The organism is Terrimonas ginsenosidimutans, assembly GCF_022012415.1.
GTDB classification, from domain to species: Bacteria; Bacteroidota; Bacteroidia; order Chitinophagales; family Chitinophagaceae; genus Terrimonas_A; species Terrimonas_A ginsenosidimutans.
The window spans coordinates 46472-72428 of sequence record NZ_JAKLTR010000011.1; the positions used below are offsets into that span (position 1 = coordinate 46472).

Below are 25957 nucleotides of genomic sequence, written 5' to 3' on the forward strand. Positions count from 1 at the left end.
ATACCATATATTTCCCGGCGGTTTTCGCTGCCCCCGCATTTCTTGATTTTCGTCAAGGCTGAAACAAAGCTGCTCCGATAGTTTTGTTGGATGACAAACAATAACCAACCAATTCCAAAGAACGCTGGGATAGCCCTGCTTGTTTTTACCATACTGTTGCTTTTTACGATGGTATTGCATCCTGCCGGCTCTAACATACCGGGATTGATCAGGAAGTCGAACCTGATCATCATCACACATGGTGCTGCCATGCTGGCTTTGCCTATAGGGTGGGCGGGCTTTTGGGGATTAACAGGCTTCTTGGGTACAAATAGATTTTCATCTGTTCTTGGATTTTCTTTTATATCGATCGGTGTTATTGCCGCTATGCTGGCCGGCGCAACCAATGGCGTAGTGCTGCCACTTTTTTTAAGAGGGTATGCTGATGCAACGGAAGAAACAATCAATGGCTTGCAATCTGTGGTGAGATATAGTTTTGCCGTCAACAAGGCGTTTGACTATATCTATACCGGTGCATTCAGCCTGGGCATCCTGTGCTGGTCCGTGCTAATACTTCAAACAAAAAGGATGCAGTCGTGGATAGGTATTGCCGGACTATTGCTCGCAGTAGCAATGATCGCGATATTCTTTGGCGGATTTGCGGGAGCCAACAGGTTAATGGGTTTACGGATCTTTCTGGCTGCTGTGCTGGTTTGGATCGTGATCGTTGCACTTGTACTCGTCAAAAAGAAAGAATGATGTGATTCAGATGGTGGCCATCATGGTGCCAGGAGAAATGAAATAGCGTTTGTGTTTGTTGCAGGTTTGCCGGCTGTTTATGATGACCGCAAGGCCATGATATTTTCCTCATTTTCTTCCGGTGATTTTCCCTGAAAATCCGGCCAAAAAACATGCGCTTTATTTCGGTCAAATTATGCAGGAGATCTACCTTGTAGTACTGATCAGCTGAGTATATACAAATGGATTTTCTACATCGTTAAACCGGATCATTATGCAAAGAGCTACTTTGGATGCCTGTGCTTTATATTCTTCAACTGCGCGTGATTTGTTATTATATTTTGCGACAGTAAAAATGTACAAGCCATTCTGGAATGCGGAGATCCATAAAGAATGGATCGGCAGCCTTGCTTCAACAAGAAAAGAGCTGAATCGTGCAGACCTGGAACGGATGTCTGTGGCGATGAATACCGATTTTCCGGATGCGATGATATCGGGTCTTTCGAGGCTTATAAAGGGATTGACGCTTCCTGATATGCAGGATCGCCATGTTCTGGCTACCGCAATCGTCAGTGAGTCTGATGTAGTGGTTACCTGGAATGTGAAAGACTTTCCGAAAACCTACCTCAAACGTTTTGGGATCACGGCTATTACCCCGGATGAGTTCCTGCTTAGAATGATCGGTGGACGTGCGGGCAAGTTCGAAATGTTTGTGGATGAGCTGGTGAGCCTGAGCGATCCCCCGGTGACGCCAGCAGAATTGTTGCAACGGATGGAAAAATGTCATCTTAAAAAGACTGCCGGGAAATTGCTTCAGATGATGAAAGAAAAAGCGATTGATATCGGTCACTACTTAAAAGAGATTACAGACGATCCGGAAAAAGGAAAGGCACTTGTCGCCAAACGAGCACAGGAACTGCTTTATCCATGCGAGCCCACGGTTCGTCAGTTCTGGACTTTCGAAACCGTTAGTGAGAAAGTAAATCACCAGCAACCTGCGGTTAACGCTGGTTGATTTTTAACCTCATTTTCCACGTTGATCGGAGCAGGTAATTATACCATAGTGAAAATGATTCGATTAAATTGACTTACTGAGATTCCCCGTATATTGAACCTGTTTTATTTTCATGTGTTATCATTGTCTGGTGGAGTCAACATTTAAAAGCATTGATCATGAAAATTATCATTGTCGGAGCATCCGGCACAATCGGTAAGCAGATCGTTTCTGCATTTGAAAAAGAGCATGAGGTGATCCGTGTAGGAAGTAAGAGTGGAGATATACAGGCGGATATTACAGATCCTGCGTCGCTTGAAAATATGTTCAGGCAGTTGAAATCATTTGATGCACTTGTGTCTGCAACAGGTGCTGCATACTTCGGTCCCTGGGAACAGACCACTGATCAGGAGTATCGTATAGGGGTGAACAGCAAGCTCATGGGGCAGGTGAACCTGGTGCTGATCGGGCAGCACTATATCAATCAGAAAGGTTCGTTTACGTTGACGTCTGGCATTCTGTCAAATGATCCCGTTCGCGGAGGTTCGAACGCCTCTATGGTCAACGGAGCGATCAATTCATTTGTTAAAGCAGCATCGGTTGAGCTAAAAGATGGTGTACGCATCAATGCTGTCAGTCCAAATGTGGTGGAAGATTCGCCTGAATATTTCCCTTTCTTTCCAGGGGAAATCCCCGTTGCCATGAAGGAGGTTACAGCTGCGTATGTAAAAAGTGTTCTTGGTGCAGCAACCGGAAAGGTGTTAGAGATTCATTGAGCAAAGAGTCGCATGATAACCTGGATTGATCTGACACGCAGGCCCGGATAGCCAGGAAGACATCTTTCTCTGCATGTATTATTCTTCGAAACCGGCGAATCGCAGCGTTCCTGACTTCTTAAAAAAAGTCTTCCCGTCTTCCTGCCTTATCAGTTCTATAAAAGCGGGAATACGGGAAGACTTTTAATAGCCGGACTATGTATAACGCACGCGCTAGCTCTCGGTATGCTATCAGAACAGCATTTCCTGCGGTGGTGTTTTTCCCGCTAAGCGGATGTATACAGTTGTTTGGCCCCTGTGGTGGGTCTGATGTTCAAAAGCTTTGGCGATAGCTGCAGCTTTGGTCATTTCAAAACGATTGAACATTTTGATCTTTTCACCTGCTTTGGCAGCGTCCATTTTTTTGATGTTCTCGATAGCAAAATCGTAGCTGGCTAAAGTCAGTTCGTCCACTTTCTTTTTTGACTTATCTGTTGATTTTTCTGCGCCACCCATCGGAAGCGGGCTGGTTGCACCGGTGGCCGCAGCGATAAAACCATAATTGGCGTCAGCAAGGTGCAACATCTGCTCTGCAAACGAACGCATCTCTGGTGTCGGTTTCAATGCATAGCCTGAATCAGACATTGCATCGAGATATGCTTTAGTATAAGCTTTAGCACGCTCCCAGTCTTTCACCATGTCGTCAACAGTTTGTGCGTTAACGAACCCTGAAAATGACAGTAAGCAAACGAGGAAGAGTAGTTGGATCTTTTTCATACATTAGTTGTTTGGGTGAGAGTAATTTCTGCGAAGCTAGGCATTTCCTTCTGCCTGAGTATTAACCCTTACATTCCTTTCCGCTGAACGTTTAAAATAGACAAAATGAAAGACCAGTCGGCCCAAAAGGGTCACTCAGGTTCCCGTTCTGGCATTTTCTGAGTACCCTCCACCCGTATTAATTCGTATGTTTTTTCGCCATCAAAAACCCTGATCTTTTGTGCCGGACCATTCATTTTTATGAAGTCAATGGTGATCGGAGAATTTTTCATGAAAAAGCTGGTCTGAGTAGCAGGATAAATGCTGGTAGGTTTTATTCCTGCTGCCTTTGATTCGGCCTTCAGCTTGCCGCCATCTAAAAAGATCCTGACATCGAATTCACCCATGTAGTTGCCTGGATACATTTCGCCCATTTGCCTGGTGAATAAGGCTACAGGCTTAAAAGGCGTGTATCCTTCCCAGTCCCAGGGGATAGATACGCCAGCCAGGGTTTCCACAAGTTCCTTATAGATGCTTTCAGCATTCATGCTATTACTCATGATCACCAGGGCGAATTTTTTCCCTGGAATTGCTATCAGATAATGTTCCCAGCCATCATCGCTATGTCCTTCCTTAAAAAATGCCTGTCCATAATTGGTATTGAAAATTCCCCAGCCGAGCCCGTAAGAAAGATCGATGGGCTTGTAAGCGCTTGTTGTATCGGTGTTCAAAGATGGAAACTGGCGCTTGCTGAAGATCCTGATCTGAGGTGTCAGCATTTCTTTGCGGGCATCATTACTCAGCCCTTTTCCCTGAAGCAACGCAGCCAGGAAGTTGGTATAATCGGTAATGGTGGTTTGCATTGAGCCGGCAGCGTTTGCATTAGCTCTTCTCCGGACGGCAAAAGTGTCTTCATCAACGCTGTGGCCGTTTGCATAATCTTCATTAAATGCTGGTTGCCAGCTAAAGCTTGATTTTGTCATTCCAAACGGAACAAATACGTGCTTTTGCGCCAACGCTTCCAGTTTTTCGCCGGTTATATTTTCAACGACCAGCTGGAGCAATACCAATCCTTCGCCGGAATACGCATATTTTGTACCGGGGTCGAAAAAGAACTCGAGCTTTTGGACACCTTTGGGATTCAGGTTTCGCCAGTTAGGAAATCCTGTTGTGTGACTAAGGCAGTGACGTGCAGTGATCAGTTTCCACCGATCATCTCCCGCAAGATCTTTATAATCGACATATTCAGGTATTGGTTTTGAAAGGTATTGGTACAGCGGTTTGTCAAGATCCAGTTTTTTCTGATCAACCAGTTGCATCACCATAACGGCAAAAAGTGATTTTGTAAATGATGCGGCATAGAAGCTCGTTCCTGGATTATTTAACTGCCGGCGTGTTTTATTCTTGTGACCATAGCTTTTTATGAACGCAGTCTGGTTGTTGTTGATTATTCCGATCTGCAACCCGCTCACGCCGGCAGCAGTCATCAGGCGGTTGAGCGTTTGATCGATCTGCAGGGCAGATATCTTCTTACCATCTGCTTTTGTGATGCTTGCTTGCTGGGAATATGCAAACGAAGTAAAAAATGCCAGGAAGAGCCCGGGAAGAAATTTATTCATGTTATTCAGTTAAGGTTTGTAACCCGAATGTACAAAGCAGCCGTTATGGAATAGATTCCGTTAATTACGTTTAACAAAAATTAACTGCACGCAAGGTTAGCTATCTTCTTATCATTTGTGTTATTCGAACCGGCAATCCCATTCAATTAATCAGTGTTTTTGCTTATTGGCAAAATAAGCCGGGAAGAACAATAAGCCAGGACCATTAAGGGGATATACTACAATTATAGTATTTCCTGGCAATTGCGAATATTGAAACTTGCAGCAAAACGGATGTTTTATGCGAAACACATTCTTCCTGCTGATCCCCTTTTGCTCCATCATTGCATCCTGCGATGCGCAATCACCCAAAAACAAAAAAATGCAAGCGTCTGCCACTACTTCGCAAAACAAGACAGTAAAGCAATCTCCATATGAGCTTCATGGGATCCTTGATCCCGGGATCAACGGTATGGTGGCATTTGCTCTGCAGACGCCTACTTCCTGGAAAATGGAACAAAGCTTTACGCGTGCGTGGAATGGAAGTTCGCCGATCAACCAGGTTTATATCAAGCTTACTTCGCCAGATCTGGGTTCAACAATCGAGTTTCTGCCCGGCAGCCCATATTATTATGCCGATGGACCTACGACACGCAGTCTGAGGGAAACCTCCCGGGCATACGGGATGCCGCAACAATACAATCAGTATGAGATGCCGCCAATGTCACCGGTAGAATATATCAAACGCCTGTTCCTGCCGTATTTGTCACAAAAAGGGTTGCAGGTCCGAATGACCGCTGAAAAAACACTTCCATCAAAGCAAACTTCAGCTACCATGCAGACTTATACTGCATATATCGATGGTGAATCAAATGGCCGGAAGGTGCGGATCGATTGCATGATAAATATGACCACAACGAATATGAATGGAGAAGTATACTACAACTGGGAAGCATATCCCACTCTTATTTTAACGAATGGAGACACCGATCCGCTATATAAGCATATTGCACACGCGAGAAACGCCTTGCTTTCGAATCCGGCCTGGGTCCAGAAAAATACACAACTGGTCAGAAATGGCTTTATCGCGAATGATGAGATCAACAGGAGAAACCGTGACATGGTAAAAAACTATCGTGACCATGTGCAGAAAACCGGTGAAGACATTGCCAATGAGCGGAACCTATCCTCCGATAAACGCCATGAATCATTCAGGGATGTGATCGGTGGTCAGGCAAAATATGCAGATCCTGAAACAGGCGATAGAGTGAAACTCGCTGATAAATACAATCACGTGTATAAGGATAAGCAGGGTAACTACCATGGAACGAACGATGCGGTAAACGATGCTCAGTTTGATTGGGTAGAGCTGCAACGATTGGAGACAAAAAACTATAAATAGTGATCTTCCTTTGCTCCATCTTCTTCCCATTCTCTTTCTTCCGGTTATTTAAACCAGAAACAGGGAGAGGATGAGAGTTTCTTGTATAAAAGTCGGGTTGGTATTGATTGATATTAACATAACAATTGTTGTGGTCCGCACCGGTATGTAGCAATTACGCGGCAGGTATGTTTGCCCGCGTGATTGAACAGCGTAAACTCCGCTAACCGGCAGTGCCGGCCGCAGTCCGGCTGCGCATTTAAATATGTAGACGGATCTTCCCGAATCCCGTTCCCGGGGCAAAGCGCTTCTTTTTTTCTTCCCTCTTTCTGCAAAAGAGGAGACTTTTGTAAGTATGCTGAAGAAGTTTACGGCAGCAGGTCATGCGGCTACTGATAACAAATAGTTATCCGATCATGCAGACTATCCTGCCCGATCTGCCGGGAACTTCAATTCTTGTATTTCTTCTCTTTTAATCTATCCATTTGTTTCATTTTTTAGACTATTGTCGGCCTGATGGCTATTATAAAATAGTGTCTCCACCTATAGCGGACACCCCCACACCCCCTTGCCCGCCATAGGCGGAGACAACTAAATTGAGATATCTCGATGTAAATATCGCTTAGGCGATACCGAAAGCCATGGGTAAAACACAATATATTCAGCGGAAATAACGGCAACAAGATGGGGGAATAACGAACCGCGGAACTGCATGGTAAAAAAGAAGGTGCTTTATCAATGGCGGGAGGGAACTATTCATATGCAAATACACCTTGTTAACGTATCTTGAAGCGTAAACTCCTCCTTTTATTTTTAGCTTCTTTAATTGCTGCTGTTCAATAGGCGACCATTACGTCCATCTATGCAAGGCATTCTTCTTTTGCCGGTTTTCGGTATCTGCTGATCATATTGGAGCAGTTTGTCTCTCATGGATCTTTCACGAGTTCACGCACTGGCTTGCGGAAACGTACCGGGGCATGAGATGGGGATGACGTTAAGCAAGTCTTTTCCGAAATCAGTATTTACCATACTGAAAAAGACTATCACGTAAAAGTGCTGCAGAGCCAGCCGCCAAGATCGTGGAAGCTCTGATCGCATTTTTTATAATGCGAAACAAGCGCGCTAAAGTATTTTACCCTTTTCCGTTCTCATTTTACCTTCGGTTGTTAGCAACTTCGGTGAGCTTTTCCAGGCTGAAAGATGAGGCAAGGATCAGTCAGTTTACCGGAATCGGCATTTACACGCAGCCGCTGATAGTAACAATCTTCCTTTTTGTATTGTTTTATATCATATCAAAGCAATACAGGTTTACCTGGAAGTTCAACACCATCCACTTGGACTGACACTGATTGTTGCTGCTGTGATTATTCTTTTGAATAAATATTTGAGTGTCCGGATTCTATAACATATCAGCGAACCAGCAATTGTTTATTCTTTAAATCAAAGCTGATCTGGCTTCCCAACCAGTTCATCCAGATAATTCCGTCGTAGATCAACCCATCTACGAACTGCACGTTGGGTTTAGCAACTGAAATAGAAGGCTGCGCCGCTGGCGAGATCGTGTTCACCTGTGTAATAAAAATGGAAGAGACAAATGTCGTATCAAACTCACTTTTCTTGTCTATCCGCTTAACGTTGGCAGTATCATTGGTGTTTATCCCAAATGTTTGAAGATGCTTTGAATTAATCCTGTAGATGTCTTTGCCCGCTCCGCTGTCCATCGAGAACTGAAGGGTGAGTTTGTCATTCACTTTGAAATAAGCAAAGATCGTCAATGAGCGATCGCGGGATTGTTCCAATTGAACGGGGATCACTTTTGCTGTCTTTCTGATCGTCGTAAGCGTTGCGGCGGATTCAACACGGATCACCTTTTTGATAAAGTCAAACGTGAACGGATATTCTTCAACAGATTTAAGTGAAATAATTCCATCGATACCTCCCAGGTTCACGTCAAGCCAGCTTACCTCATCTTTCTGTTTTCTCATATTCCCAAGTTCGAAGTTGCTGACTGTGTAAAGGTCAATGTCCAAACGTTCACCCGTTGCACGGAAACCGGTGTAACCTCCATCCTGTTTGACCGTATCTTTTAGCTTTTGAAAAAATGATTTGGTGAAAACCGTGAGTCCTGCGCCCGTGTCGAAAATGAAACTGCCTTCCACACCGTCAACTTTGGCTTTGACAAGAATATGCCCTGAGGGAAGCAGGTCAAACGGGATTTCATTTTTCGAATTGATCTGGGAAAAGCCAGCCATTTGAAACAGAACGATTACAACGGGTAGAAACAACGCCTTCATTTTTTTTCTTTCAAAAATAATTTTTTCTGAAGAGTTGTACAGTGATTTTTTTATTCTCGCAGATCTGAGATGGATGCAGACCGGTTTCTGTTTCGAATGAAGAACCATGTTGCCAGTATTCCCCCTGCAAATATGACGATATGGATGGCGATCCCCAGCGCATCCAACTTTTGTTGGGCGTTAGGAGTATGTCCTTCTTTTAGTTTCAATGCAAAGAAGGCGGCTTCTCCTCCTTTCATACCCAGCACAACTTGTAATATATTCAGCGAAGCGTGTATTCCTGTTGGCATGGCAATGCCCGCGGAGCGAATAGCGGAAAGAGCAAACAGGAATGCCCAGATAAACGGACCCATGAACGCGATATACCAGGTCCAACCGGAGACTATGTGATATAAGGCGAACACGACTGCCGAAAGAAATTGCGCAGTCCACAATCCATATTCGCGGTCCAATCTGACCATTGTGTATGATCTGAATGCCAGTTCTTCCATGAACGCAAACGGGATGATCATCAGGTAGATGCTGGCAGTTTTTAATGGCGATGCAGTCAGAGGCGTTTTGCTGAGTTTGAGTTCGGAAAAAACCAGCAGGACCGCAAGTATACAACTCATTATAATAGCTCCGGCTAAAAGTCCTCCTGCAAAACGCAGCGGTGTCTTTCTATCAATTCTTAAATAGATATCAGCGAAGGACTTTTTCTCAAACCGGAGAAATAAATAGATCAAAACTATCGCAGAAGCAATGCCGAAACCAGCCTGAACCCAACGTACAGCTTCAGGCGGAGCAAACCAGGCCATTTTGCCGGTAGCGAATAATAGGATCTCGAACAGTATCCAGAACAGGATACATCTGAATAATACGATAAACATTATCTGAGATTAATTTCTTCTCCAGAGAAAAAAGAGAGCGGTTGTAATAAACAGCACCATAATGATGGCGAGTACGATGAGTTCAAATGCGGTTTCCGGGAAACGGGGCGATTGTGCGATAAAAGCCCAACAGGCGAGAAAGCTGATGAGGGGCAACCCGGCAGAAATGACGATTTTTTGAGATTTTGTCATACCAGTGGCAGTTTTTAGAGGCGACTCCCGGACTTCGGCTTGCTCAAGAGAAATTTCCAGGGCTGCCGCCAGGGTTTTAAGCGTATAACTCCTGGGAACGATCTCGCCATTTTCAATCCGCTGTATGGAGCGCACGCTGACATTGGTAAGATCAGATAATTCCTTCTGCGTATAGCCCTTGGCAAGCCTTGCTTCCTTTACAGATGCCGCGATCATTTCCTGGGATTTTATTTTCATCCGAAATTACCTAATAGGTCAAAGATAATTCAATAAATGACCCGCCATTAGGCCGTCACTTTGGTGCCAGATGTGTCAAACAGAATGATTTAGGAGTAATCAACTGTAATCAATGGCCTGCCAACCGGCGCTCAAGAAGACCGGTATCATTATTATTGCGTTCGTCTATTAATCCTGTCGCTTGTCGACCAGGCCTTGCCCTCCCTTTTGCCCATCACTAGGTTTGTGTGACAAAACACGAATACCATGCGATCAATATTATTAAGCTTTCTTATCATCTGTCTTACTGGCATTCTTCATGCTCAGGGCCCGGTCGGTAAATGGAAAAAGATCTCCCACGTTTCCGAATATGAGGGTAAAAAATTTGACAGTCACACTGCGCTTCTCCACAGCCGTCCCTGTGCAGCCAATGTGATCTGGGAGATCAATGCGAGCGGAACCTTTCGCCTGGATGCATCTAAAAGCGGCTGTGATGAAAAGTACAGAAATATCCAGGAAAAGCTCTGGTCAAAAACGAAATGGAAACTTGTTGGAAACAAGTTCACTATTTCCGCTACAGACTTTGTCGTTGGACAAAGTTATCTCATCACCATTTCCGGTAATAAACTGATCATGACCGGCACTGAAGGCCAGGGCACCATCACATATCAAAAACTATAACTTATGAAAACGAAACTCTTGCTTTCATCACTCCTGCTGCTATTTTTTTTGCCAGTATTCCAGTCGTGTAAAAAAGATAAAGAGCCAAACAGAACCCAATTGCTTACTGCCAGACCATGGCGCATGATCTCAGGAGTAGTGATCGACGCGGCAGGCAATGAATCGGATGTGTATTCCGGCTTAAAGAGTTGTGAGCAGGACAATGAATTCACCTTTACCACAGATCTCGTGCACGAGCATCGGGAAGGTGCAACAAAATGTCATCCGGCCGATCCTCAGACGATCTATTTCGCCAGCTGGAAATTTTTGAATAACGAATCCATTGTAGAAATTTCTGCAGGGAGCCAGCGATTGGAATATAGAATTGTTTCACTGACAGCAACTGAATTCGTATTTGATGTTTTATTTGGAACGTCAAGGCAACATGTGCGCATGATCCATTAGATAACCCTAACTGTTAGTTATAGACGAAGGTCCTGGCTCTTATTGATCATTTTTAATGCTATAACCAGCAAGTTACATTAGATAAACTATTATGATAAAGATGATCCTTGTAGTGCTTCTTGATATTATCATGATCTGTGCGGATGCACAGGTGTTGAAAGATGGCGAGTACTATATAAAGATAAATGATACCGGAAAATTTCTTGCGATCACCGGGGCAGATAAGAAAAATGGTGCGCGACTGATTCAGTGGGACAATGAATATAAAACGCACTTTTCGTTTATTCTTACGCATCTCGGCAACGATATCTATACGATCAAAGCAAAACATAGCGGGAAGTATTTGAGTACGGAAGGTACTCCGGCTGCGGGCGTCAGGATCATTCAATGGGATTGGTTGAACCAGATGAATCAGCGATGGCATATCGTAAAACAAAAAGGTAGCCGGGGATATGTAATGAGCTCCGCTGAAAATAAGATGCGCGTGGTCATGCAACACTGGAATTCTTCCGTTAGGCCCGGCAATGGAACTTACCTGTTTCTTTCCGGCGACAATACAATGCGGGGAATGGTCATGGATTTTAAAAGAAATGAAATCGAAGCCATCGAAGAAAATGCTGATAAGCAGGAAAGCCCGGAAAAGCCTGCTAAACCTACCATCAAGCCTGTTAAAAGCAAACAGTAGACGTTAAGCTGTCTCTACTCAAACGCATAAACTGATCAATCATGAAATCTATCCATCTTATCGCATTTGTTTGTATGATCTTTAATTGCGGATACGTATTCGCTCAAACCAATGCAGCTTCCTTACCCAAAGACGGGTGGTACAAGATCCGCATAATTCCCAACGGAACCTATTTAACCGTTGAAAATGTAAGCCGGGAGAATGGCGCAAACCTGATCCAGGCGGGCTATGCCGATCAACGAAACCAGCAATTCTATGTTCGGCGTTTCATTGATGGAACTTTTACCATTGAAGCGGCGCACAGTAACAGGTTTGTTTGCGCCAGCAGGGCAATCGAAGGGGAGCGCGTTGTGCAGGGAGATTCGCCTGATATCACCGGTAAGTGGCGGATGAAGTATTCGGGAGAATGCAGCCCCGGTATTGTTATTACCTATGGGTCTACCAGTATTCCGATGAATATGATCGGGCAGGGGCCCAACCTGCTGATAAAATCTCCTGAATACCATGACGGCGCAACGGACTGTGTCTACAAATTCATGTTCGAACCAATACCGACACCAATGATATCGAATGGAACAGAAAAAACACAGACGCAAAAAATGCCAGGAGGCGTGATCCTTAAGAAAACAAAGAATTGATCCAAACTTCAAAAAATAGTCTCTTATGCGAATTGTTATTTTTTTGATGCTGCTTTTTGCGGCGGGCATATCCCAGGCACAACACGGATACAGCCAGATCAAGGTAAAGCTGCCAATGTCCCCGGCGGAAAAAACCTACTATGTAAAAAAAGTAATGAACAAACTTGTACTGAATGATGATATTATCGTGGGAGATGTTGGGGCCACTGTCCGGATTTTTCAAAGTACGAATACCGACGGAGGCTATATCTGGCCAAAAGGAGATGTGCCGGTGAAAATTGATTTAAGTATGAAGAATGAAACAACTGAGAGAGGAAGCAATCTTTATAGCAATGCAGTAAAGGCAATTGATCTGCTGAATGCAGAAACAAACCTGCGACTAGTTGCGTACAAAGGACAGCGCGATTATATCCGGATCATGTTCAGCCCTGAAAAGGGTTTCGGTGGTCTTTCACCAGTTGGCCGACGGGGAGGCGAGCAGATCGTTTACATTACCAGATATTCAACAACTCAGACGATCGTCCACGAATTATTGCATTCTCTTGGATTCTGGCACGAGCAAAACCGGCCAGATCGCGATCAATACATATCTATTGATACAAATAAGGTTAAACCAGAATTCCGATACGCCTTCCAGATCGAGCCCGGCATCACGAATACTCCATATGATTATAATTCCGTGATGCACTACAACCAATATTCGTTTGCCATTGATCCGAATGCGCCGGTAATGAAGTGTAAGAGAAATAATAAAGAAGAAGATTGTGATCTTGGTAGCCTTTATTTTGAATTAAGCGAAAAAGATATAGCGGGCGTCAATACAGCGTATTGGTTTAATAAAGATGTCGCCCGGCGTAACTATGCTGAGTCATTGGGGATGGATGATGCGCCTTCAAGAAAACTAACCAATCGGGTATCGCTGCCTGCGTCAGACCAGAATGGGGGCGCAAAGCCACTTGTCAACGGCGTTTACATGATCAAAGAAACCGCTACGCTAAAATATCTTGATATTAAGGATATCAGTAAATCGGATGGTGCTGTTCTTCAGCAATGGGATAAAGTAGGTGGCGCCAATCAACAGTTTGCTGTGCAGGAGATCGGCAATGGAGTGTATACATTAAAAGCGATGCACAGCGATAAGTTTCTTACAGTCAAAGATCAAAGTAAACTTGAAGAGGCGAAAATCCTGCAGGCGGCCTATAATGGTCAGGATAACCAGAAGTTCTATATTCAATATAACCAGGCTAATAAGGCTTACCGTATAAAAGGGCTGCAAAGCGATAAACAATGGTTTATAAGATCACAGGATAACGGGGATCAGTTTTTTCAGACTTCCGGAGCAACAGCGTATTTCATTTTTGAAAGAATAGGCGATCTGCCAAAGATCCAGTCAACCTCTGATGTTAAGATACGTACAGGATCAAACATAAAAAAAATGTCTGGTAACTGAGGGCTGTTAGATGTATTTGACTGATGGGATCCCTGATGACATATCTGTCAGAAAAAATATTGCATGCTTGTTGACTTTCCGTTACCCATGGCAACCACCAACTATACCCAGTGGCAGGACTGATACAGGTGTTCAAACAGCCGCTAGAGCAGATCCTGGTTTTGTACTATAGTTGCCTGCAGTTCCGCGAGTTCTTTCAAGTCGCTTATTTCTTTTTTGATGCCTTTCCTGATCTGGTAGATCAATACTACAGCCCCTACTGGATAAGATATCATTACAATGAGCGATAACCAGGTTGGGACATGACTTGTAAACTCCGGCATCAGCATGTAAAACCCGGCCGTGTATAACGCCACGATCAGAAAAGTAATGGGCCCGTGTATCTTCTTCCTGAACCTGTAGTAGTGCAGGGCTGAATTGGTGTTTTGCAAAAGTTGTGTGTCAAGCCTGATCCGTTTTGAGCGAAGAATACTCAGCCATTCAATGATCACCCGCAGCAGCATGCTTCCGATCATGAGCCATACCCCTGTCTGACCAAGAAGTGTTCTGTATGGAAACCAGACACCCAGGTACAGGTAGATTATAATGGCAAGTGAAAGGAGGATAATAATATTCACATACTGGAAGATGATACTGCTGCGTTTATTTGCCTTTGCTTTTTGCTGTAGCGCGGCAATGGATACAGGTGCAGGTGCAACAGGTTTGGCTTTTTGCCAGAGATCTCTCAATGATTTCATTTCATTATCCATTGCCGAGAAGTTTTTTTAGTTTTTGTTTTATTCTGTGTATTCTCACCCGAAGGTTTCCTTCACTTATCCCGACGATCTGTGAGATCTCGGGATAGTCTATTTCTTCGAGCACCATCATAATGATCAAACGATCCAGATCATTCAGTTGGCCGATAGCCTGGTAAAGATCTGTAAAGTGGACATCATCGGTTCTTTCCTCTTCTGCGTGATCCTGTAGCTGCTCTTCTCCGACATTCCGTTTGTTCTTTTGTTTACGGAGATATTGCAGGCAGGTGTTTACGGTGATTCGATAGATCCATGTTTTATGGCTTGCCTCACCGCGGTAGGATGACCAGGCATTCCAGGTATTGATGAACACGTCCTGGGTGAGATCCGCTGCCATTTCACGATCACCTTTCAGGAAACCGGTACATAGCTGGAACACCATTTCATGGTATTGCTCATAAAGGGAATCAAACTGTATTGGTTGCAGCGAACTCATTTGGCGAAATACTGACTGATTGAATTGTTCATCCATCCGGCGTCATCAAACATAATGAAATGTTTACTGTTGTTCGAGATAGAGATCATTTTGTCAGGAAGGTTTACGTATTGCGCCTGGAAAGTGGCTTCTGTTGTTTTTCTGTCCGGGAAAGATGCGCCCAGAATGAGCACGGGGATGTTGATCTTTTTCAATTCGTCGCGAAGATCCATTTTCAGCAGTTCGGTATAGCCATACACAAAAGTTTTCCTGTCGGCCTGCATCATCCATTCCTGGATGGTTGCCGATCTCGCAGGCTCGAGCGTCATATTATCAGCCATCATTTTTACATATTTAGCCATCGCTTGCTGATCCATGGCAAGCATTTGATTATTGTAGGGATTGTCATAGGTCAGCTGGCTTGCACTCATACCCGGCGTCATTATTTCCCGCATGCAGGGGAGCGCATCAACTATCACGAGTTTCGACACGCGATCGGGCAGGGAAGCAGCTATTTCCGTGGCTAAATTTCCTCCCATACTATGACCGATGAGGTGAAGGTTTTTAAGATCTTCTTTTTTTATATAATCGATCAGTGCGTCGCGAAGTGATTTATACCATGGTGTATCTATGGCTGGTAACTGGTTGAAACCGGCGTATGATACCTGGTGTACCTGGTAGTTTTTCAGGCCGGAAGAATATTCGTTCCAGACAGCGCCAGGGCAACCGAACCCGGGCAGCAGCATTACAGGTGCCCCGGACCCTTTCTTTTCGATACTGACCGGTTTTGGCTGGGAGAAGAGGGTTATAGTGATTGCAAGCAGCACTATGGAGCAGAAAAGACGTTTCATGATATTTTTTATTACTTGGATGCAGGGATGCCGGGATTGTTACAGCCGCCCGAACTTTTTTTTAGATTTATGCTATGTGAGGCCCCCGGGCCAACAAAAAGCCCATGCAAGAACATCTTACATGGGCTTTTTTTATCTACAGGGGAGGGATTAACTCATTCTGTCCGTTTCGGGATTTATAAATTTTTTATCCAGGATATGTGAACGCCGACGGTGCAGTCATCCGCACAATTGAGATAATAATAGCCACTGCTGGAGATCATTCCTTGATTGTTCGCTTCAAAAAAATTCGCGGCCCCCGCTCTTTTGACCAGCCAGTCATTTTTTGCCAGATGATAGATCTCGTCAAGTGTTCGTATGGGATACCCGGCAGTGTGCGTATTTAATGTATTTTCATTTTCCTGCCATTCCTCGGCTACTAATACATTTGATAAAATGCCAACGACATAGCGTTTTATAACACAATCCCTGTTAGTTACGCGCCCGGCGCGAACAGTGATGGTAGTCTGAACGCTGGAGCCGGTCCAGGACGACTGCAATACCTGGTACTGGTATGAATTATTTGAACTTTTTTTAAAGTCGAGAAATGCCGAATAACTCCGCATATACTCTATTCCGTGGTCTGTGTTATCTTTACTGCATCCTGTAATACAAAGAGCTGATAGCAATGTGATAAAGAACATCAGGCGTATTTTCATATCAGGGAAGTTTGTATAAACGGCCTGACAAAGGTTTTTGGTTGACCGTTGCATATATACAAAAAAATGGAAATCACGCATGGTGATTTCCATTCAGGGTTTGTTCTTCCTTTTTAGGACAAAAGGATATTATGTTATGATTTAATGAACGCCAGTATGTCTGCGTTGATCGTTGCTGCTTCCGTGGTTGGCATACCGTGCGGAAAGCCAGGATAGGAAATAAGCTTACCATTCTTTAATATCTTCGCTGCAACGGGAGCTGAAATATTATAGGGGACGATCTGGTCATCTTCTCCATGCAATACAAGTACGGGAAGGGTGACTGCTTTCAGGTCTTCAGTGAAGTCCGTTTCAGAGAAAACTTTTACGCAATCATAATGTGCTTTGATGCTACCCATCATCGCCTGGCGCCACCAGTTGTCTCTTATTCCCTGTGAAGCCTGTGCGCCGGGCCTGTTATAACCATAGAACGGAATAGTGAAGTCCTCAAAATATTGCTGGCGTCTTGTTGCAGTATTTTCGCGGATCTCATCGAATACGGAAAGAGGCACACCGTCCGGATTGCTGTCTTTTTTGATCATCACGGGGGTGACGGCACTGATCAGAACAGCTTTTGCAACGCGATCCTTTCCATATTTTGACACATAACGGATCACTTCGCCGCCGCCGGTAGAGTGCCCAACATGGATCGCGTTCTTAAGGTCAAGCGCTGATGCGAGTTCTGCAACGTCCGCTGCATAAGTATCCATATCATGACCTACCGGTGTCTGGGAAGATCTTCCGTGTCCGCGGCGATCATGAGCGATCACCCGGAATCCCTGGCTCAGGAAGAACATCATTTGTGCGTCCCAGTCATCTCCCGACAATGGCCAGCCGTGATGGAATACAATTGGTTGTCCGGTGCCCCAGTCTTTGTAATAAATTTCAGTTCCGTCTTTTACTGTGATTTTGCTCATGGTTAATGTTTTTTGATGTGTTGAAAATTGAGTTGACTTTATATTTCAGAGATAGGTGAAAGCGCAGCTCTGAGCAGATTCAGCACATCTGCTGCGTCCCCATCGAATTTTTTTCCATTGATAAAGAAAGTCGGTGTTCCGTTCACCCCGCTTCTGATCCCGCTTTCGAGATCTGCATCAATCCGGGCATCAAGAAAAGCGGATTGCAGATCTGCCTCAAATCGCTTTTTGTCAAGCTGAAGTTCATCAGCGAGTGTAAACAAAAAAGGCTCATTCAATCGTTCCTGATTTTCATAGATCATATCATGCATTTGCCAGAATTTCCCCTGTATCGCTGCAGACTCTGCCCCAAGCGCTGCGATTGCGGCATATCGGTGTATCTCTTTCAGCGGAAAATTTCTGAATACAAATTTAACATGACCTTCAAACTCTTTCATCAGCCGCACCATCACGGAGTGGGATTCGCGGCAATAAGGACATTGATAATCTCCATACTCTACGATTTCAATGGAGGCTTCTTTGTCACCAAGCAGATGATCGTTTTTGTTAACAGGAGGTTTTAACGACATGAGCTGTCTTTTTAAGATGAATGTTTGGTTAAACAGTGATCAGCATTTCAATCGCACAAGGTGAAATTGAAGCAATTCATTCTTCATAAAAAGTACTTCCCGCCAGGATCAGCAAAACACTCGTTAAAAGCCGGTTTTCAATCGTTCAACCGATTCCCTGCACAATGATATGCATTGTTTATTTCACATGGGTGTTTGTATAACTTATTTACCAATCCGCCCAAGTTTTAGACAACAATTGGAAAGTAACGGGGCCAACTCAGAAAGGAAGAAAGGTTTTGGTGGTCAGAGCGGGGGATCGCAAGTATAAAAAAGCTGCCCCTTCACGACTGTCAATTAAGATAGCCAGGAATGGAGCAGCTTTTAAAATGAAAAAATTGACCGGTCGATCCGGTGAGATACGTTATTTTCCTCCACCAGGAACCGCTTTGGCGCGCAGTCCTATATTCAATTTGGTGATTTGCCTAACCTCGGTTGTACTGATGTATTGGCTGGAGGTGGAAGTGATTTCGATATCATTCAGGCTGATCTGGAAAGCTACATCTTTGAAGTTGGCTGCCAGCCATTCAATGGAGCCCCCTTCTCTTTTTGACGAACTACCCGTTAACCAGTTTTGCCAGTCTTTCGAGTCTGATTCCGCCAACTCTATAGAGAAGGAAGATGGTTGACCGGAAGCGATCCGGATTGCACTGATCTTAGAGACGCGTTTGGTGGGCAATGAACCGATAGCTAACCGGAAATTCGAGTTAACAACAGCTGCGCCACGCCCTATGCCCGCCAGATTCACGGAGCCGGAGTTCTCTTTTACAGACACGGATGTTGCTCTTATTTTAACCTGCACTTTAACAAGGTTTTTGTCTACCGCGTCCATTAGCGGCAAAACGATTTCCTGTATTCCGGCATTCTGATAAAAACGTTCTTCCAGTCCTTTGCCCATTGCGTCCAGTGTTTTGATGGAGAGGCTTAGTTGGCGGTTCTCAGCTATCGCCGCATAAAGCATCTTTAATGCCGAAACGCTTTCATTGCTGCGCATGCTGATTTCAAAAGAAGCTAAATAGATGAGCCTGCCTCCGTTGGAAGAGTCGGTGATCGTAGCCGCATCAATCGGAATATTCAGTTGATCAATTGCAAGGTATTTGCTGTTTTGCGCCATCAGCCGACTTGTGAGCAAGGAGGTGATTACTAAAAAGAGCGATAGAATGGCCTGTTTCATTTTAATGAGTATTTGAAGCTAAAATACAGGCCAGCGTTGGATTTTGCTATCCTCCGAAATAGGGATGTTTGGGAAAGCGGAGATACCGGAAATCCGGTAGGGTGAAGAACGCGGCGGCAGCAACGGCACGTTATGGTCGCAACGGGTTAGCAGTGTTATTTGTATTCATTGCGGTCTTGCGGTACGTTGCAACCTTCGCCGGCCAGCTTGTGTTACAAACCTACAAGCTCAGCCCCGGCCCGATCAATTTCATTCCGTGTTTCAGGTGGATTTTCTTTGCTTCTGCTTCAGTGGGCGGAGCCTTCATTTCGCTCATTTCAATAAAGAACTCCTCCATCGTTCCCGCGGGATGGACGGCATAGATGAGTTGTCCCTTTTCTGTAAGCTGGATCCAACTATGGGGCACATTCCGCGGCAGAAAGATCGAGTCACCCGCTTTCAGTTCCATTATTTCCTCACCAGCCAGAAAACGATAAGTTCCTTCAGTTACAAAGAAGATCTCGTCCTGTGCAAGGTGAAGATGGGTGGAAGGCCCGATCTTGTCAAGACCTGCGTATGCAAATACGCTAAACGCGCCGTTCGTATCTTTCTTTGAGATCACAATATTATTAGGATGCTTTCCTTTGTAGAACATTGGTTTTCCATACCGCGCCTCACCGGACCGGATAACAAATGGCTTTTTAACGGAGGCGGAGAACGTTACGCCTGTTTTTGCGAGTGCAATCATCGGGAGGGCGGAAAGTGCTGTTGCAAGGAATTTTTTTCGCTTCATTATTCAGAATTTATGAAGCAAATCTCAGGCACTTGTGCCGGGCTTTAGTGGTAAAAACAAGACATTCTATCAGGTTTCTGCATCACCAAAAAGACGTTCGGGGGCATTATTGTCGAGTGCAAAAAAACGCGTGGGAGTGTGCCCCGTGAATGTTTTGTAATCTTTTACTAGATGTTGGTAGTCATGATAACCACATTGAACAGCCACAGTTAGCCAGTCTGTTTCCGGGAATTTATTTTTGAGCCGGTAGGCTTTGTCAAACCGGATCACCTGCAGGAATTGCTTTGGAGAAATGCCAACCCGTTGCTTGAACAGTCGGTCAAACTGGCGATGGGAAAGATAGCTATTCTTTAAAAATGGGTCTATACCAAAATGTTCTTCTTCAGCGATCATTTTATTAATAGAATGATCAATCGCCTCCAATGCTTTATGGCCGTTTTTTTTCAATGATAACCGTATCAGGAAAGTCTCCACGATGCTGACCATTTCTTTATAAGAGGCGGCTTCAAAAAGCCGTTCATTTACTTCGTGTATGCCGTTTCCAAAAATATCCGCCGCATCCATATATACATTTGTCAATTCATTCAGGGGAATTCCCGTCAACCGGAATAATGCCGTTGGTTGAAAGACGACCTGGAAACTCAAAAAATTTTTTCCTACACAACGATGCTGCAGGATCGTATGCTGACCAACCAGTGTTGCACGTTTGTTTGAGACTGTAATATTCGATTCAGGATACATTACAGACTCTGTATCTCTGGGATAGAACTGAAGGCAATGCTCAGGGCGCGGAGAATACAATTTTGGGGGAATGCTGAGATGGTCTTCAAAAAAGAAATCGATAATGCGATAAAGCCGGATATATTCCGCCAGAATGGGGCTGGGGTTTATATGGTTTAATAGCATGTAAGAATTTGAGAAAGTAAGTTACATCTTTTCCGGGTATACGGGTAGTAACCGCTGCCGGATTTGATATTTACCGAGGATGCGGGCCGGTCGCGGGGAAGGTTTTGGGGAAGTGTGAGTGACTTACGTTGTTGCGGTGTTGAACATGGCCGCAGGATGATGTACATCCGGCGTTAGGCAAAGCCCCGGGTTCCAGTCCGGGGCTTTGCGGGAAAACGGAAACAACCTTTTAATTCTTTTTACTGATCGCTTTGGCGATCGCTTCCAGATGTTCATTAAAGGAGCTTAGTTGTATCAGCATCTGTCCGGATGTATCATTTTCCTTCATCATGCCGAACTTGTTATTCTTCATAAAGATCTCTTTGATCTGTTGCCAGCGGGCCGCTTCCGCTTCGTTCATAAATCCTGCAATTTCTTTTAAGCGCAACAGATTTGCTTCGGCATCGGATGTAAGCGTTTGTGATTCTCCCTCGTAATGTGAAAGGATCAATGTATTCACCTCTTCCGGGTTCATCAACGGCACTATCTTCCCGGTCATCTTATTCATGTTACGATAGGATCCCTGAAGTTTAAATGCAGGCTCCGTTCGATATGCATCTTTCATCGCTGCACTCGCTATGTATTGCTGATTGACGAGGATCACAATATTTCTGATTCGGATCACATTCTTTAGAACGGCGATAGCATCATCTGTTTCCTGCCGGTTGTAATTTCCTTCCAATTCAGGCAAAAGTTCACTTTCTGTTTCGATATAGTTGATCAGCTTATAAAGATCTTCAAAGCTTCGGTTGCTGATGCGTTGCAGATACCTGTTTTCTGCGACCGAGTTTTCTATCAGGCTAAGTTTGAACAGAAGATCAGATCCGCCGATCACATCACCCAGGTTATACACGTCGGCACGGTTTGCCAGCATGTCCGGGATCTTGAACTGTTCGCCGCTTTCTGTGTACGGGTTACCGGCCATTACAATACAGAAGCGTTTTCCGCGAAGATCATAGGTGCGGCTTTCGCCTTCGAAAATGCCGTCCATTTTACGCTGACCATCTGCCAGGGAAATGAATTTTTGAAGGAACTCCGGACTGCAATGCTGGATATCATCGACGTATAACATCACGTTATCAGCCATTTCAAAGGACAGGTTGATCTTTTTCAATTCTTCACGCGCCCCGGAAGTGGTAGCTTCCTGCGGATCGATGGAAGTGATATGATGACCGATCGTGGGACCATTGATCTTCACAAAATGCAATCCCATCGTTTTGGCAAGATATTCCATCAGTGTTGTTTTGCCGTATCCAGGAGGAGATACGAGTAACAGCATACCCATTCTGGCTGTACGCTTATCGTCGCCTGCCGCACCGATCTGCTTTGCCAGGTTCGCCCCGATCAACGGGAAGTATACCTCATTGATCAGCCTGTTGCGCACAAATGAACTGAGCACCTTTGGTTCAAACTCAGTTATTTTTAACTGTTGACGATAGTCCTTTACTAACTGTTCTTTTAGCTGATTGAAAGACGTAAAAGCCGGAACGACGGTTTCAACATATGTTTGCAGTCTTTTGATGAACTGATGATAACTTAGTTTATATCTTCCTTCAGCTTCAATTACTGAATGCGTTCCTTTTAAACCCTCGAGAACCAGTGTGTCCGATGCCGCTCTTTCTTTGTATGGGTGATCTTTGAATAGCAGCAGGCAAACCGTTTCATCCACATATTGTGCGTCAAATTCTTCTGTGTGCATTTGCGAATAAGCGATCACCCAGCTTTGAATGATATAAAAACGTTCTGTTACATCAAACCCCGTATTGTTTACTTCCTGTTGAAAAAGATCTGTTCTTTTTTTGACTTGCAGATATTCCCTGAATGATTTTTTTAGTTGCATCGCCTGCTGGCTGCACGTGAAATGTTTCGATACAGAAAATTCGCTGTATAGATAGTGAGCAACATCTTCTGCATCTACTGTTTCGTATGCGAGTGATGACTGTAAAAATTTTGATGATAGTTCTTTCTCCACAAATGCCGCGCGACGGCTTTGTGGGAAGCTTTCCTGTATTGAATAGGCGGCTGTGATCAGTTGCTGTAGCTTATTGCGGGAGGCTTCATCCAGTCCGAACCAGAATAGTTGCGCTGCCACCCGAACTGCCGGCGAATACTGAAGGATGCCGAGCTCTTCCTGCAGCTTTTTCAAACCCTGGTAAATAACTGTTGCATCAACATTATGAACTCCTTTTAGATACGCGGCTGCGTAATCCCGCTCTGTACGGTCATTCAGAAATGTCTCAAAACTCCATTGCTCAGCCTGGTGCAGGCTTTCAAGGAAGGTTTGATAAGCGAGATATTCTGACCGGTATACGGTGCTGTTCTCCGAGATCAATTCCTGTTCCCAGATCGTACGATGTGCGTAAAGCGACTCCGCAGTAACTTCCTTATAAAAACTGGTTCCGATCAGGTGATAAAAAAGACGGTCGTTTCTGCGCACGATCGTAAGATCCAGCACCTGTTTGTTTACAATAAACTTGTAAGTGCCAAGCGAAATGATATTCTGGCCATCAACGAACAGGTCAGATTTGTCTTTCAGGTTTCTTAATGCGGTTTCCTGGGCAACCTTAGTAAGGTTTTCCAGATTCTCTGCTTTTGCAACATCTCCGAGCTCTTTTAACTCATCAACAAGATTCCGAACCTTGTCGATCATCAGATCCGTAGAAAAGAAAGCGTAAATGCTTTCCTTGTCGTTGAAGGACTGTGCCTTGTTTTCGATATTCTTCAGCACGCGCATGCCGATCTGCTCAAGAGCCGTTGTTCGCTTGTTGATCTGCGTGACCAGCATCTCCTTTTTGCCGTTGAACGCTTTGATGATCTCGTCGCGCTTGTCTGCAATTTTTATAACGAATTCTTCAAAATCGGCAAACTTGCTCTCGAGTTCTTCGACCTGTATACTGATCTTGGTGAAATAGTCTTCACATTTTTCAGGGGTATTGGAAAGGTCCAGGAAATTCACGATGCTTTGATCGAGCAATGTTAACTGTGCGTGGAACTCACCGGTTGATTCCTGCGTGCGTAATGCGGTTGTGGTGCGTACGAGTTCTGCTTTTACTTCATTCAGAGATGCGAAAATGAGCGAGATCTTCTCAACGATCCTTGTGGTTTGCGTTGTGTCTTCAATTTTGAGACTGTTAAGAATGTCGATCAGCATCTCGAGGCCGGCTGCAATTCCTTTTACCGCTTCCTCAACCGGCTGCGCGTCTATGACTTTTTTTACACCGGCTGCTATTATTTTTTGCTCCGCAACCTTCGCTTCGTATGGGGCGAGTGCTTCTTCTTTCAGGAGGAACTGAATCGTATCCTGAGATAGAGACCCGTTATACTGCTGAAGTGTTTCTTTCAGCTTATTTACTTCTTCCGTGTTGATGTACCGAACGTTCTGAAGATCTATGAGTGCGCCCTGCATGCTTCTCGTAGCGGCGAGAAGTTCCACCAGTTGATCCAGCGAAGTGATGGTCGCATTCTTAACATCAACAACCAGCTGATTAACCCTTTTTTGCATTGCATGCAGTGAGTCTTTTGCATGCTGGCGCTGTGCCTGGACTTTAGCGAACTCATCTATAGCGGTGTTCGCAATATCCCTTATCTGTGCTAAAGGCTGTGCTAAATTGAACGTAGCATCATCCTTTAACCAGAAATAGGAATCTATAATATCATTTGTTCTTTTATTGATGTCTTCATAAAGATCCTCATAGCTGTCTTCTTTTTGCAAAAGCTGTATCACTTCCTGGCTTTCACTCATTGCGCTGACAATATCTTTATTACCGATCTTATACAGCACATTACTGCTCATCGCTGTATTTTCTTTCAGCGTTGCTGTATAAGGCGTTTGCCAGATCTGTACCTGGTGATGCCTGACGGCTTCGTTCTCTGAGCGGAAATAGATCAACGTGCCATCGTCAAACACGGTGAATCCATTACAAATGATCGGTGTTTCTACCTGTTGAATGATCATGTTGTACGACATCAGGACGTATGTATTGGACGTTCTCTGGTAGAAGATATACAGGAAGTCTTCACCATTTGGAGATGCAATGCTGCGGATAAATTCCAGTTCTGTAATTGAAGATTCAAAGATCTTGTATTCACCATTCTGGAGATAGTAACCGTTTGGAAAGATCACGCCCTGGTTATCGGGCAATAAAATTGCGGCGTCAAGCAGGCTGGAGATAGGTACAACCTGTTTGGTGCGGACATTATATATATATGCACGGAAATCTTCCTGGTAAGGTTTGATCTTGATGGGGATCAGGTTGCCAAGATCTGCATAGTAATATTCAGCGTCGTCGAGTTGCTGATCCCTGTTCAATACAGGTTCAGCGTAAATGCCTTTACCTGAATCGGTATTATTTTCGATCTTGAAAGTGATATCACCGTTAACGGCTTCGATAAAAACTTTATCAAGGATAGAAATATGCGGGTACAAGCCGAGGCGGCGGTTGCTGAGATCGGTTTTCAGCCACTCAAAATCGTGCTGCGAAGCTTTTCTTACCTCATGAATACTTCGGTCATCTACGTATACCAGCTGGCTTCCTTTGATCAGCCATTTAAAAGCCTTGCGGTCATCCGGGCTTTTGCTGGTCTGAAAGATCATGTAGAGGTAGTTCTCCGTTTTGGTGAACTTGGCAAATATCGAATCCCGGTAGTATTTATAGAGATTGCTGAAATCTGTGATGAAATTCTGGTCCTCTATTAATGTCAGTGGTTGAGGTTCGAAATGATCTCCGGTAAATTTGTAAATGCTGAATACATCGCTAAGCTTGATATCTTCCCTCAAACCGAAATGAACATTATAGGCAAAGATGGTCAGATCGCCAAAGGCCATGATGCCCCGGGCCACGCCATTATTGTTAGTGGTGATACGCTGGTTGGCGACGAGTTGAAAGCCTGAAGAGTTGAAGATCTCTTTGCGGGCGGTATTCAGTTTAGCCAGGCGTTGCGCCAGAAGGAGCCGTTGTTCTTCAAGACGGTTTCGGATGATCTCGTATGTGCCGGAGTCGAGTACGGCGGATGTGTTGTTGTCAGTACCTGCCATGTTAGTAGAATAGTCGTTTCAATGGAAGTCTAAAATAGT

The 25957-nt window shown here is 44.5% G+C and carries 24 protein-coding genes; 9 read left to right on the forward strand and 15 right to left on the reverse strand.

Going from position 1 to position 25957, the window contains the following annotated elements; all coding sequences use genetic code 11:
* The first annotated feature begins 90 nt into the window (after positions 1-90).
* From LZZ85_RS16785 to LZZ85_RS16795, 3 genes are all read left to right on the forward strand, one after another.
* Positions 91-738 carry a hypothetical protein gene (locus tag LZZ85_RS16785; protein WP_237874493.1) on the forward strand — a complete coding sequence of 216 codons (648 nt, stop codon included), beginning with the start codon at positions 91-93 and terminating at the stop codon, positions 736-738.
* A 253-nt stretch (positions 739-991) separates the two neighbouring features.
* On the forward strand, positions 992-1732 hold the full coding sequence (locus LZZ85_RS16790) for a PIN domain-containing protein (protein WP_237874494.1): 741 nt from the start codon (positions 992-994) through the stop codon (positions 1730-1732).
* Positions 1733-1890: 158 nt separating this feature from the next.
* Positions 1891-2487: a short chain dehydrogenase gene (locus LZZ85_RS16795; protein ID WP_237874495.1), complete on the forward strand. Its 597-nt coding sequence runs from the start codon at positions 1891-1893 to the stop codon at positions 2485-2487.
* Positions 2488-2718: 231 nt separating this feature from the next.
* On the opposite strand, the gene LZZ85_RS16800 is transcribed toward LZZ85_RS16795, so the two are convergent.
* On the reverse strand, positions 2719-3243 hold the full coding sequence (locus LZZ85_RS16800; RefSeq protein ID WP_237874496.1) for a DinB family protein: 525 nt from the start codon (positions 3241-3243) through the stop codon (positions 2719-2721).
* Between the two features lie 131 nt (positions 3244-3374).
* Positions 3375-4841 (reverse strand): serine hydrolase domain-containing protein, encoded by a 1467-nt coding sequence (locus tag LZZ85_RS16805; RefSeq protein WP_237874497.1) that lies wholly within the window; start codon positions 4839-4841, stop codon positions 3375-3377.
* 280 nt (positions 4842-5121) lie between these two features.
* Here LZZ85_RS16805 and LZZ85_RS16810 point away from each other — a divergent pair, with 280 nt between their 5' ends.
* Positions 5122-6222 (forward strand): hypothetical protein, encoded by a 1101-nt coding sequence (locus tag LZZ85_RS16810; protein WP_237874498.1) that lies wholly within the window; start codon positions 5122-5124, stop codon positions 6220-6222.
* Between the two features lie 1388 nt (positions 6223-7610).
* Here the strand turns inward: LZZ85_RS16810 and LZZ85_RS16815 are convergent.
* The 3 genes from LZZ85_RS16815 to LZZ85_RS16825 are packed head-to-tail and all read right to left on the reverse strand — an operon-like array spanning position 7611 to position 9772.
* Positions 7611-8495, reverse strand: coding sequence for a retropepsin-like aspartic protease (locus LZZ85_RS16815; protein ID WP_237874499.1), 885 nt, complete (start codon positions 8493-8495; stop codon positions 7611-7613).
* Between the two features lie 50 nt (positions 8496-8545).
* Complete coding sequence (locus LZZ85_RS16820; protein ID WP_237874500.1) at positions 8546-9364, reverse strand: CPBP family intramembrane glutamic endopeptidase; 819 nt, start codon at positions 9362-9364, stop codon at positions 8546-8548.
* A 9-nt stretch (positions 9365-9373) separates the two neighbouring features.
* The gene (locus LZZ85_RS16825; protein ID WP_237874501.1) at positions 9374-9772 is read right to left on the reverse strand and encodes a helix-turn-helix domain-containing protein; all 399 of its coding nucleotides are present in this window, start codon (positions 9770-9772) and stop codon (positions 9374-9376) included.
* 267 nt (positions 9773-10039) lie between these two features.
* Here LZZ85_RS16825 and LZZ85_RS16830 point away from each other — a divergent pair, with 267 nt between their 5' ends.
* The 5 genes from LZZ85_RS16830 (at position 10040) to LZZ85_RS16850 (ending at position 13670) form a co-directional block, all read left to right on the forward strand.
* Positions 10040-10453, forward strand: a complete 414-nt coding sequence (locus LZZ85_RS16830) for a lipocalin-like domain-containing protein (protein ID WP_237874502.1) — start codon at positions 10040-10042, stop codon at positions 10451-10453.
* A gap of 3 nt (positions 10454-10456) precedes the next feature.
* Positions 10457-10897 carry a hypothetical protein gene (locus LZZ85_RS16835; RefSeq protein WP_237874503.1) on the forward strand — a complete coding sequence of 147 codons (441 nt, stop codon included), beginning with the start codon at positions 10457-10459 and terminating at the stop codon, positions 10895-10897.
* Between the two features lie 91 nt (positions 10898-10988).
* Entirely contained in the window at positions 10989-11582 is a 594-nt protein-coding gene (locus LZZ85_RS16840) for an RICIN domain-containing protein (RefSeq protein WP_237874504.1), read from the forward strand.
* Between the two features lie 41 nt (positions 11583-11623).
* Complete coding sequence (locus tag LZZ85_RS16845; protein ID WP_237874505.1) at positions 11624-12220, forward strand: RICIN domain-containing protein; 597 nt, start codon at positions 11624-11626, stop codon at positions 12218-12220.
* Between the two features lie 25 nt (positions 12221-12245).
* Positions 12246-13670: a M12 family metallopeptidase gene (locus tag LZZ85_RS16850; protein WP_237874506.1), complete on the forward strand. Its 1425-nt coding sequence runs from the start codon at positions 12246-12248 to the stop codon at positions 13668-13670.
* A gap of 143 nt (positions 13671-13813) precedes the next feature.
* Here the strand turns inward: LZZ85_RS16850 and LZZ85_RS16855 are convergent, their stop codons facing one another.
* From LZZ85_RS16855 to LZZ85_RS16900, 10 genes are all read right to left on the reverse strand, one after another.
* On the reverse strand, positions 13814-14419 hold the full coding sequence (locus LZZ85_RS16855; RefSeq protein WP_237874507.1) for a hypothetical protein: 606 nt from the start codon (positions 14417-14419) through the stop codon (positions 13814-13816).
* Entirely contained in the window at positions 14412-14900 is a 489-nt protein-coding gene (locus LZZ85_RS16860) for an RNA polymerase sigma factor (RefSeq protein ID WP_237874508.1), read from the reverse strand. Before LZZ85_RS16860 ends, LZZ85_RS16855 begins: the two co-directional genes overlap by 8 nt.
* Positions 14897-15730: an alpha/beta fold hydrolase gene (locus tag LZZ85_RS16865; protein ID WP_237874509.1), complete on the reverse strand. Its 834-nt coding sequence runs from the start codon at positions 15728-15730 to the stop codon at positions 14897-14899. Before LZZ85_RS16865 ends, LZZ85_RS16860 begins: the two co-directional genes overlap by 4 nt.
* Before the next feature lie 176 nt (positions 15731-15906).
* A complete protein-coding gene (locus tag LZZ85_RS16870; RefSeq protein WP_237874510.1) occupies positions 15907-16428 on the reverse strand; it encodes a hypothetical protein in 522 nt (173 codons plus the stop codon).
* 134 nt (positions 16429-16562) lie between these two features.
* Entirely contained in the window at positions 16563-17384 is an 822-nt protein-coding gene (locus LZZ85_RS16875) for an alpha/beta fold hydrolase (RefSeq protein ID WP_237874511.1), read from the reverse strand.
* 38 nt (positions 17385-17422) lie between these two features.
* The gene (locus tag LZZ85_RS16880) at positions 17423-17953 is read right to left on the reverse strand and encodes a DsbA family protein (protein ID WP_237874512.1); all 531 of its coding nucleotides are present in this window, start codon (positions 17951-17953) and stop codon (positions 17423-17425) included.
* A 403-nt stretch (positions 17954-18356) separates the two neighbouring features.
* A complete protein-coding gene (locus tag LZZ85_RS16885) occupies positions 18357-19166 on the reverse strand; it encodes a hypothetical protein (RefSeq protein ID WP_237874513.1) in 810 nt (269 codons plus the stop codon).
* Positions 19167-19386: 220 nt separating this feature from the next.
* A complete protein-coding gene (locus LZZ85_RS16890) occupies positions 19387-19938 on the reverse strand; it encodes a cupin domain-containing protein (protein ID WP_237874514.1) in 552 nt (183 codons plus the stop codon).
* Positions 19939-20007: 69 nt separating this feature from the next.
* Positions 20008-20844, reverse strand: coding sequence for an AraC family transcriptional regulator (locus tag LZZ85_RS16895; protein ID WP_237874515.1), 837 nt, complete (start codon positions 20842-20844; stop codon positions 20008-20010).
* 229 nt (positions 20845-21073) lie between these two features.
* The gene (locus LZZ85_RS16900) at positions 21074-25918 is read right to left on the reverse strand and encodes a DNA repair ATPase (RefSeq protein WP_237874516.1); all 4845 of its coding nucleotides are present in this window, start codon (positions 25916-25918) and stop codon (positions 21074-21076) included.
* Between the last annotated feature and the right edge of the window lie 39 nt (positions 25919-25957).

What these genes read in the sequence shown, in the direction of transcription:
- LZZ85_RS16785 (WP_237874493.1), top strand. Translation starts at nt 91, where the DNA reads ATGACAAACAATAACCAACCAATTCCAAAGAACGCTGGGATAGCCCTG.
- LZZ85_RS16790 (WP_237874494.1), top strand. Translation starts at nt 992, where the DNA reads ATGCAAAGAGCTACTTTGGATGCCTGTGCTTTATATTCTTCAACTGCG.
- LZZ85_RS16795 (WP_237874495.1), top strand. Translation starts at nt 1,891, where the DNA reads ATGAAAATTATCATTGTCGGAGCATCCGGCACAATCGGTAAGCAGATC.
- LZZ85_RS16800 (WP_237874496.1), bottom strand. Translation starts at nt 3,243, where the DNA reads ATGAAAAAGATCCAACTACTCTTCCTCGTTTGCTTACTGTCATTTTCA.
- LZZ85_RS16805 (WP_237874497.1), bottom strand. Translation starts at nt 4,841, where the DNA reads ATGAATAAATTTCTTCCCGGGCTCTTCCTGGCATTTTTTACTTCGTTT.
- LZZ85_RS16810 (WP_237874498.1), top strand. Translation starts at nt 5,122, where the DNA reads ATGCGAAACACATTCTTCCTGCTGATCCCCTTTTGCTCCATCATTGCA.
- LZZ85_RS16815 (WP_237874499.1), bottom strand. Translation starts at nt 8,495, where the DNA reads ATGAAGGCGTTGTTTCTACCCGTTGTAATCGTTCTGTTTCAAATGGCT.
- LZZ85_RS16820 (WP_237874500.1), bottom strand. Translation starts at nt 9,364, where the DNA reads ATGTTTATCGTATTATTCAGATGTATCCTGTTCTGGATACTGTTCGAG.
- LZZ85_RS16825 (WP_237874501.1), bottom strand. Translation starts at nt 9,772, where the DNA reads ATGATCGCGGCATCTGTAAAGGAAGCAAGGCTTGCCAAGGGCTATACG.
- LZZ85_RS16830 (WP_237874502.1), top strand. Translation starts at nt 10,040, where the DNA reads ATGCGATCAATATTATTAAGCTTTCTTATCATCTGTCTTACTGGCATT.
- LZZ85_RS16835 (WP_237874503.1), top strand. Translation starts at nt 10,457, where the DNA reads ATGAAAACGAAACTCTTGCTTTCATCACTCCTGCTGCTATTTTTTTTG.
- LZZ85_RS16840 (WP_237874504.1), top strand. Translation starts at nt 10,989, where the DNA reads ATGATAAAGATGATCCTTGTAGTGCTTCTTGATATTATCATGATCTGT.
- LZZ85_RS16845 (WP_237874505.1), top strand. Translation starts at nt 11,624, where the DNA reads ATGAAATCTATCCATCTTATCGCATTTGTTTGTATGATCTTTAATTGC.
- LZZ85_RS16850 (WP_237874506.1), top strand. Translation starts at nt 12,246, where the DNA reads ATGCGAATTGTTATTTTTTTGATGCTGCTTTTTGCGGCGGGCATATCC.
- LZZ85_RS16855 (WP_237874507.1), bottom strand. Translation starts at nt 14,419, where the DNA reads ATGGATAATGAAATGAAATCATTGAGAGATCTCTGGCAAAAAGCCAAA.
- LZZ85_RS16860 (WP_237874508.1), bottom strand. Translation starts at nt 14,900, where the DNA reads ATGAGTTCGCTGCAACCAATACAGTTTGATTCCCTTTATGAGCAATAC.
- LZZ85_RS16865 (WP_237874509.1), bottom strand. Translation starts at nt 15,730, where the DNA reads ATGAAACGTCTTTTCTGCTCCATAGTGCTGCTTGCAATCACTATAACC.
- LZZ85_RS16870 (WP_237874510.1), bottom strand. Translation starts at nt 16,428, where the DNA reads ATGAAAATACGCCTGATGTTCTTTATCACATTGCTATCAGCTCTTTGT.
- LZZ85_RS16875 (WP_237874511.1), bottom strand. Translation starts at nt 17,384, where the DNA reads ATGAGCAAAATCACAGTAAAAGACGGAACTGAAATTTATTACAAAGAC.
- LZZ85_RS16880 (WP_237874512.1), bottom strand. Translation starts at nt 17,953, where the DNA reads ATGTCGTTAAAACCTCCTGTTAACAAAAACGATCATCTGCTTGGTGAC.
- LZZ85_RS16885 (WP_237874513.1), bottom strand. Translation starts at nt 19,166, where the DNA reads ATGAAACAGGCCATTCTATCGCTCTTTTTAGTAATCACCTCCTTGCTC.
- LZZ85_RS16890 (WP_237874514.1), bottom strand. Translation starts at nt 19,938, where the DNA reads ATGAAGCGAAAAAAATTCCTTGCAACAGCACTTTCCGCCCTCCCGATG.
- LZZ85_RS16895 (WP_237874515.1), bottom strand. Translation starts at nt 20,844, where the DNA reads ATGCTATTAAACCATATAAACCCCAGCCCCATTCTGGCGGAATATATC.
- LZZ85_RS16900 (WP_237874516.1), bottom strand. Translation starts at nt 25,918, where the DNA reads ATGGCAGGTACTGACAACAACACATCCGCCGTACTCGACTCCGGCACA.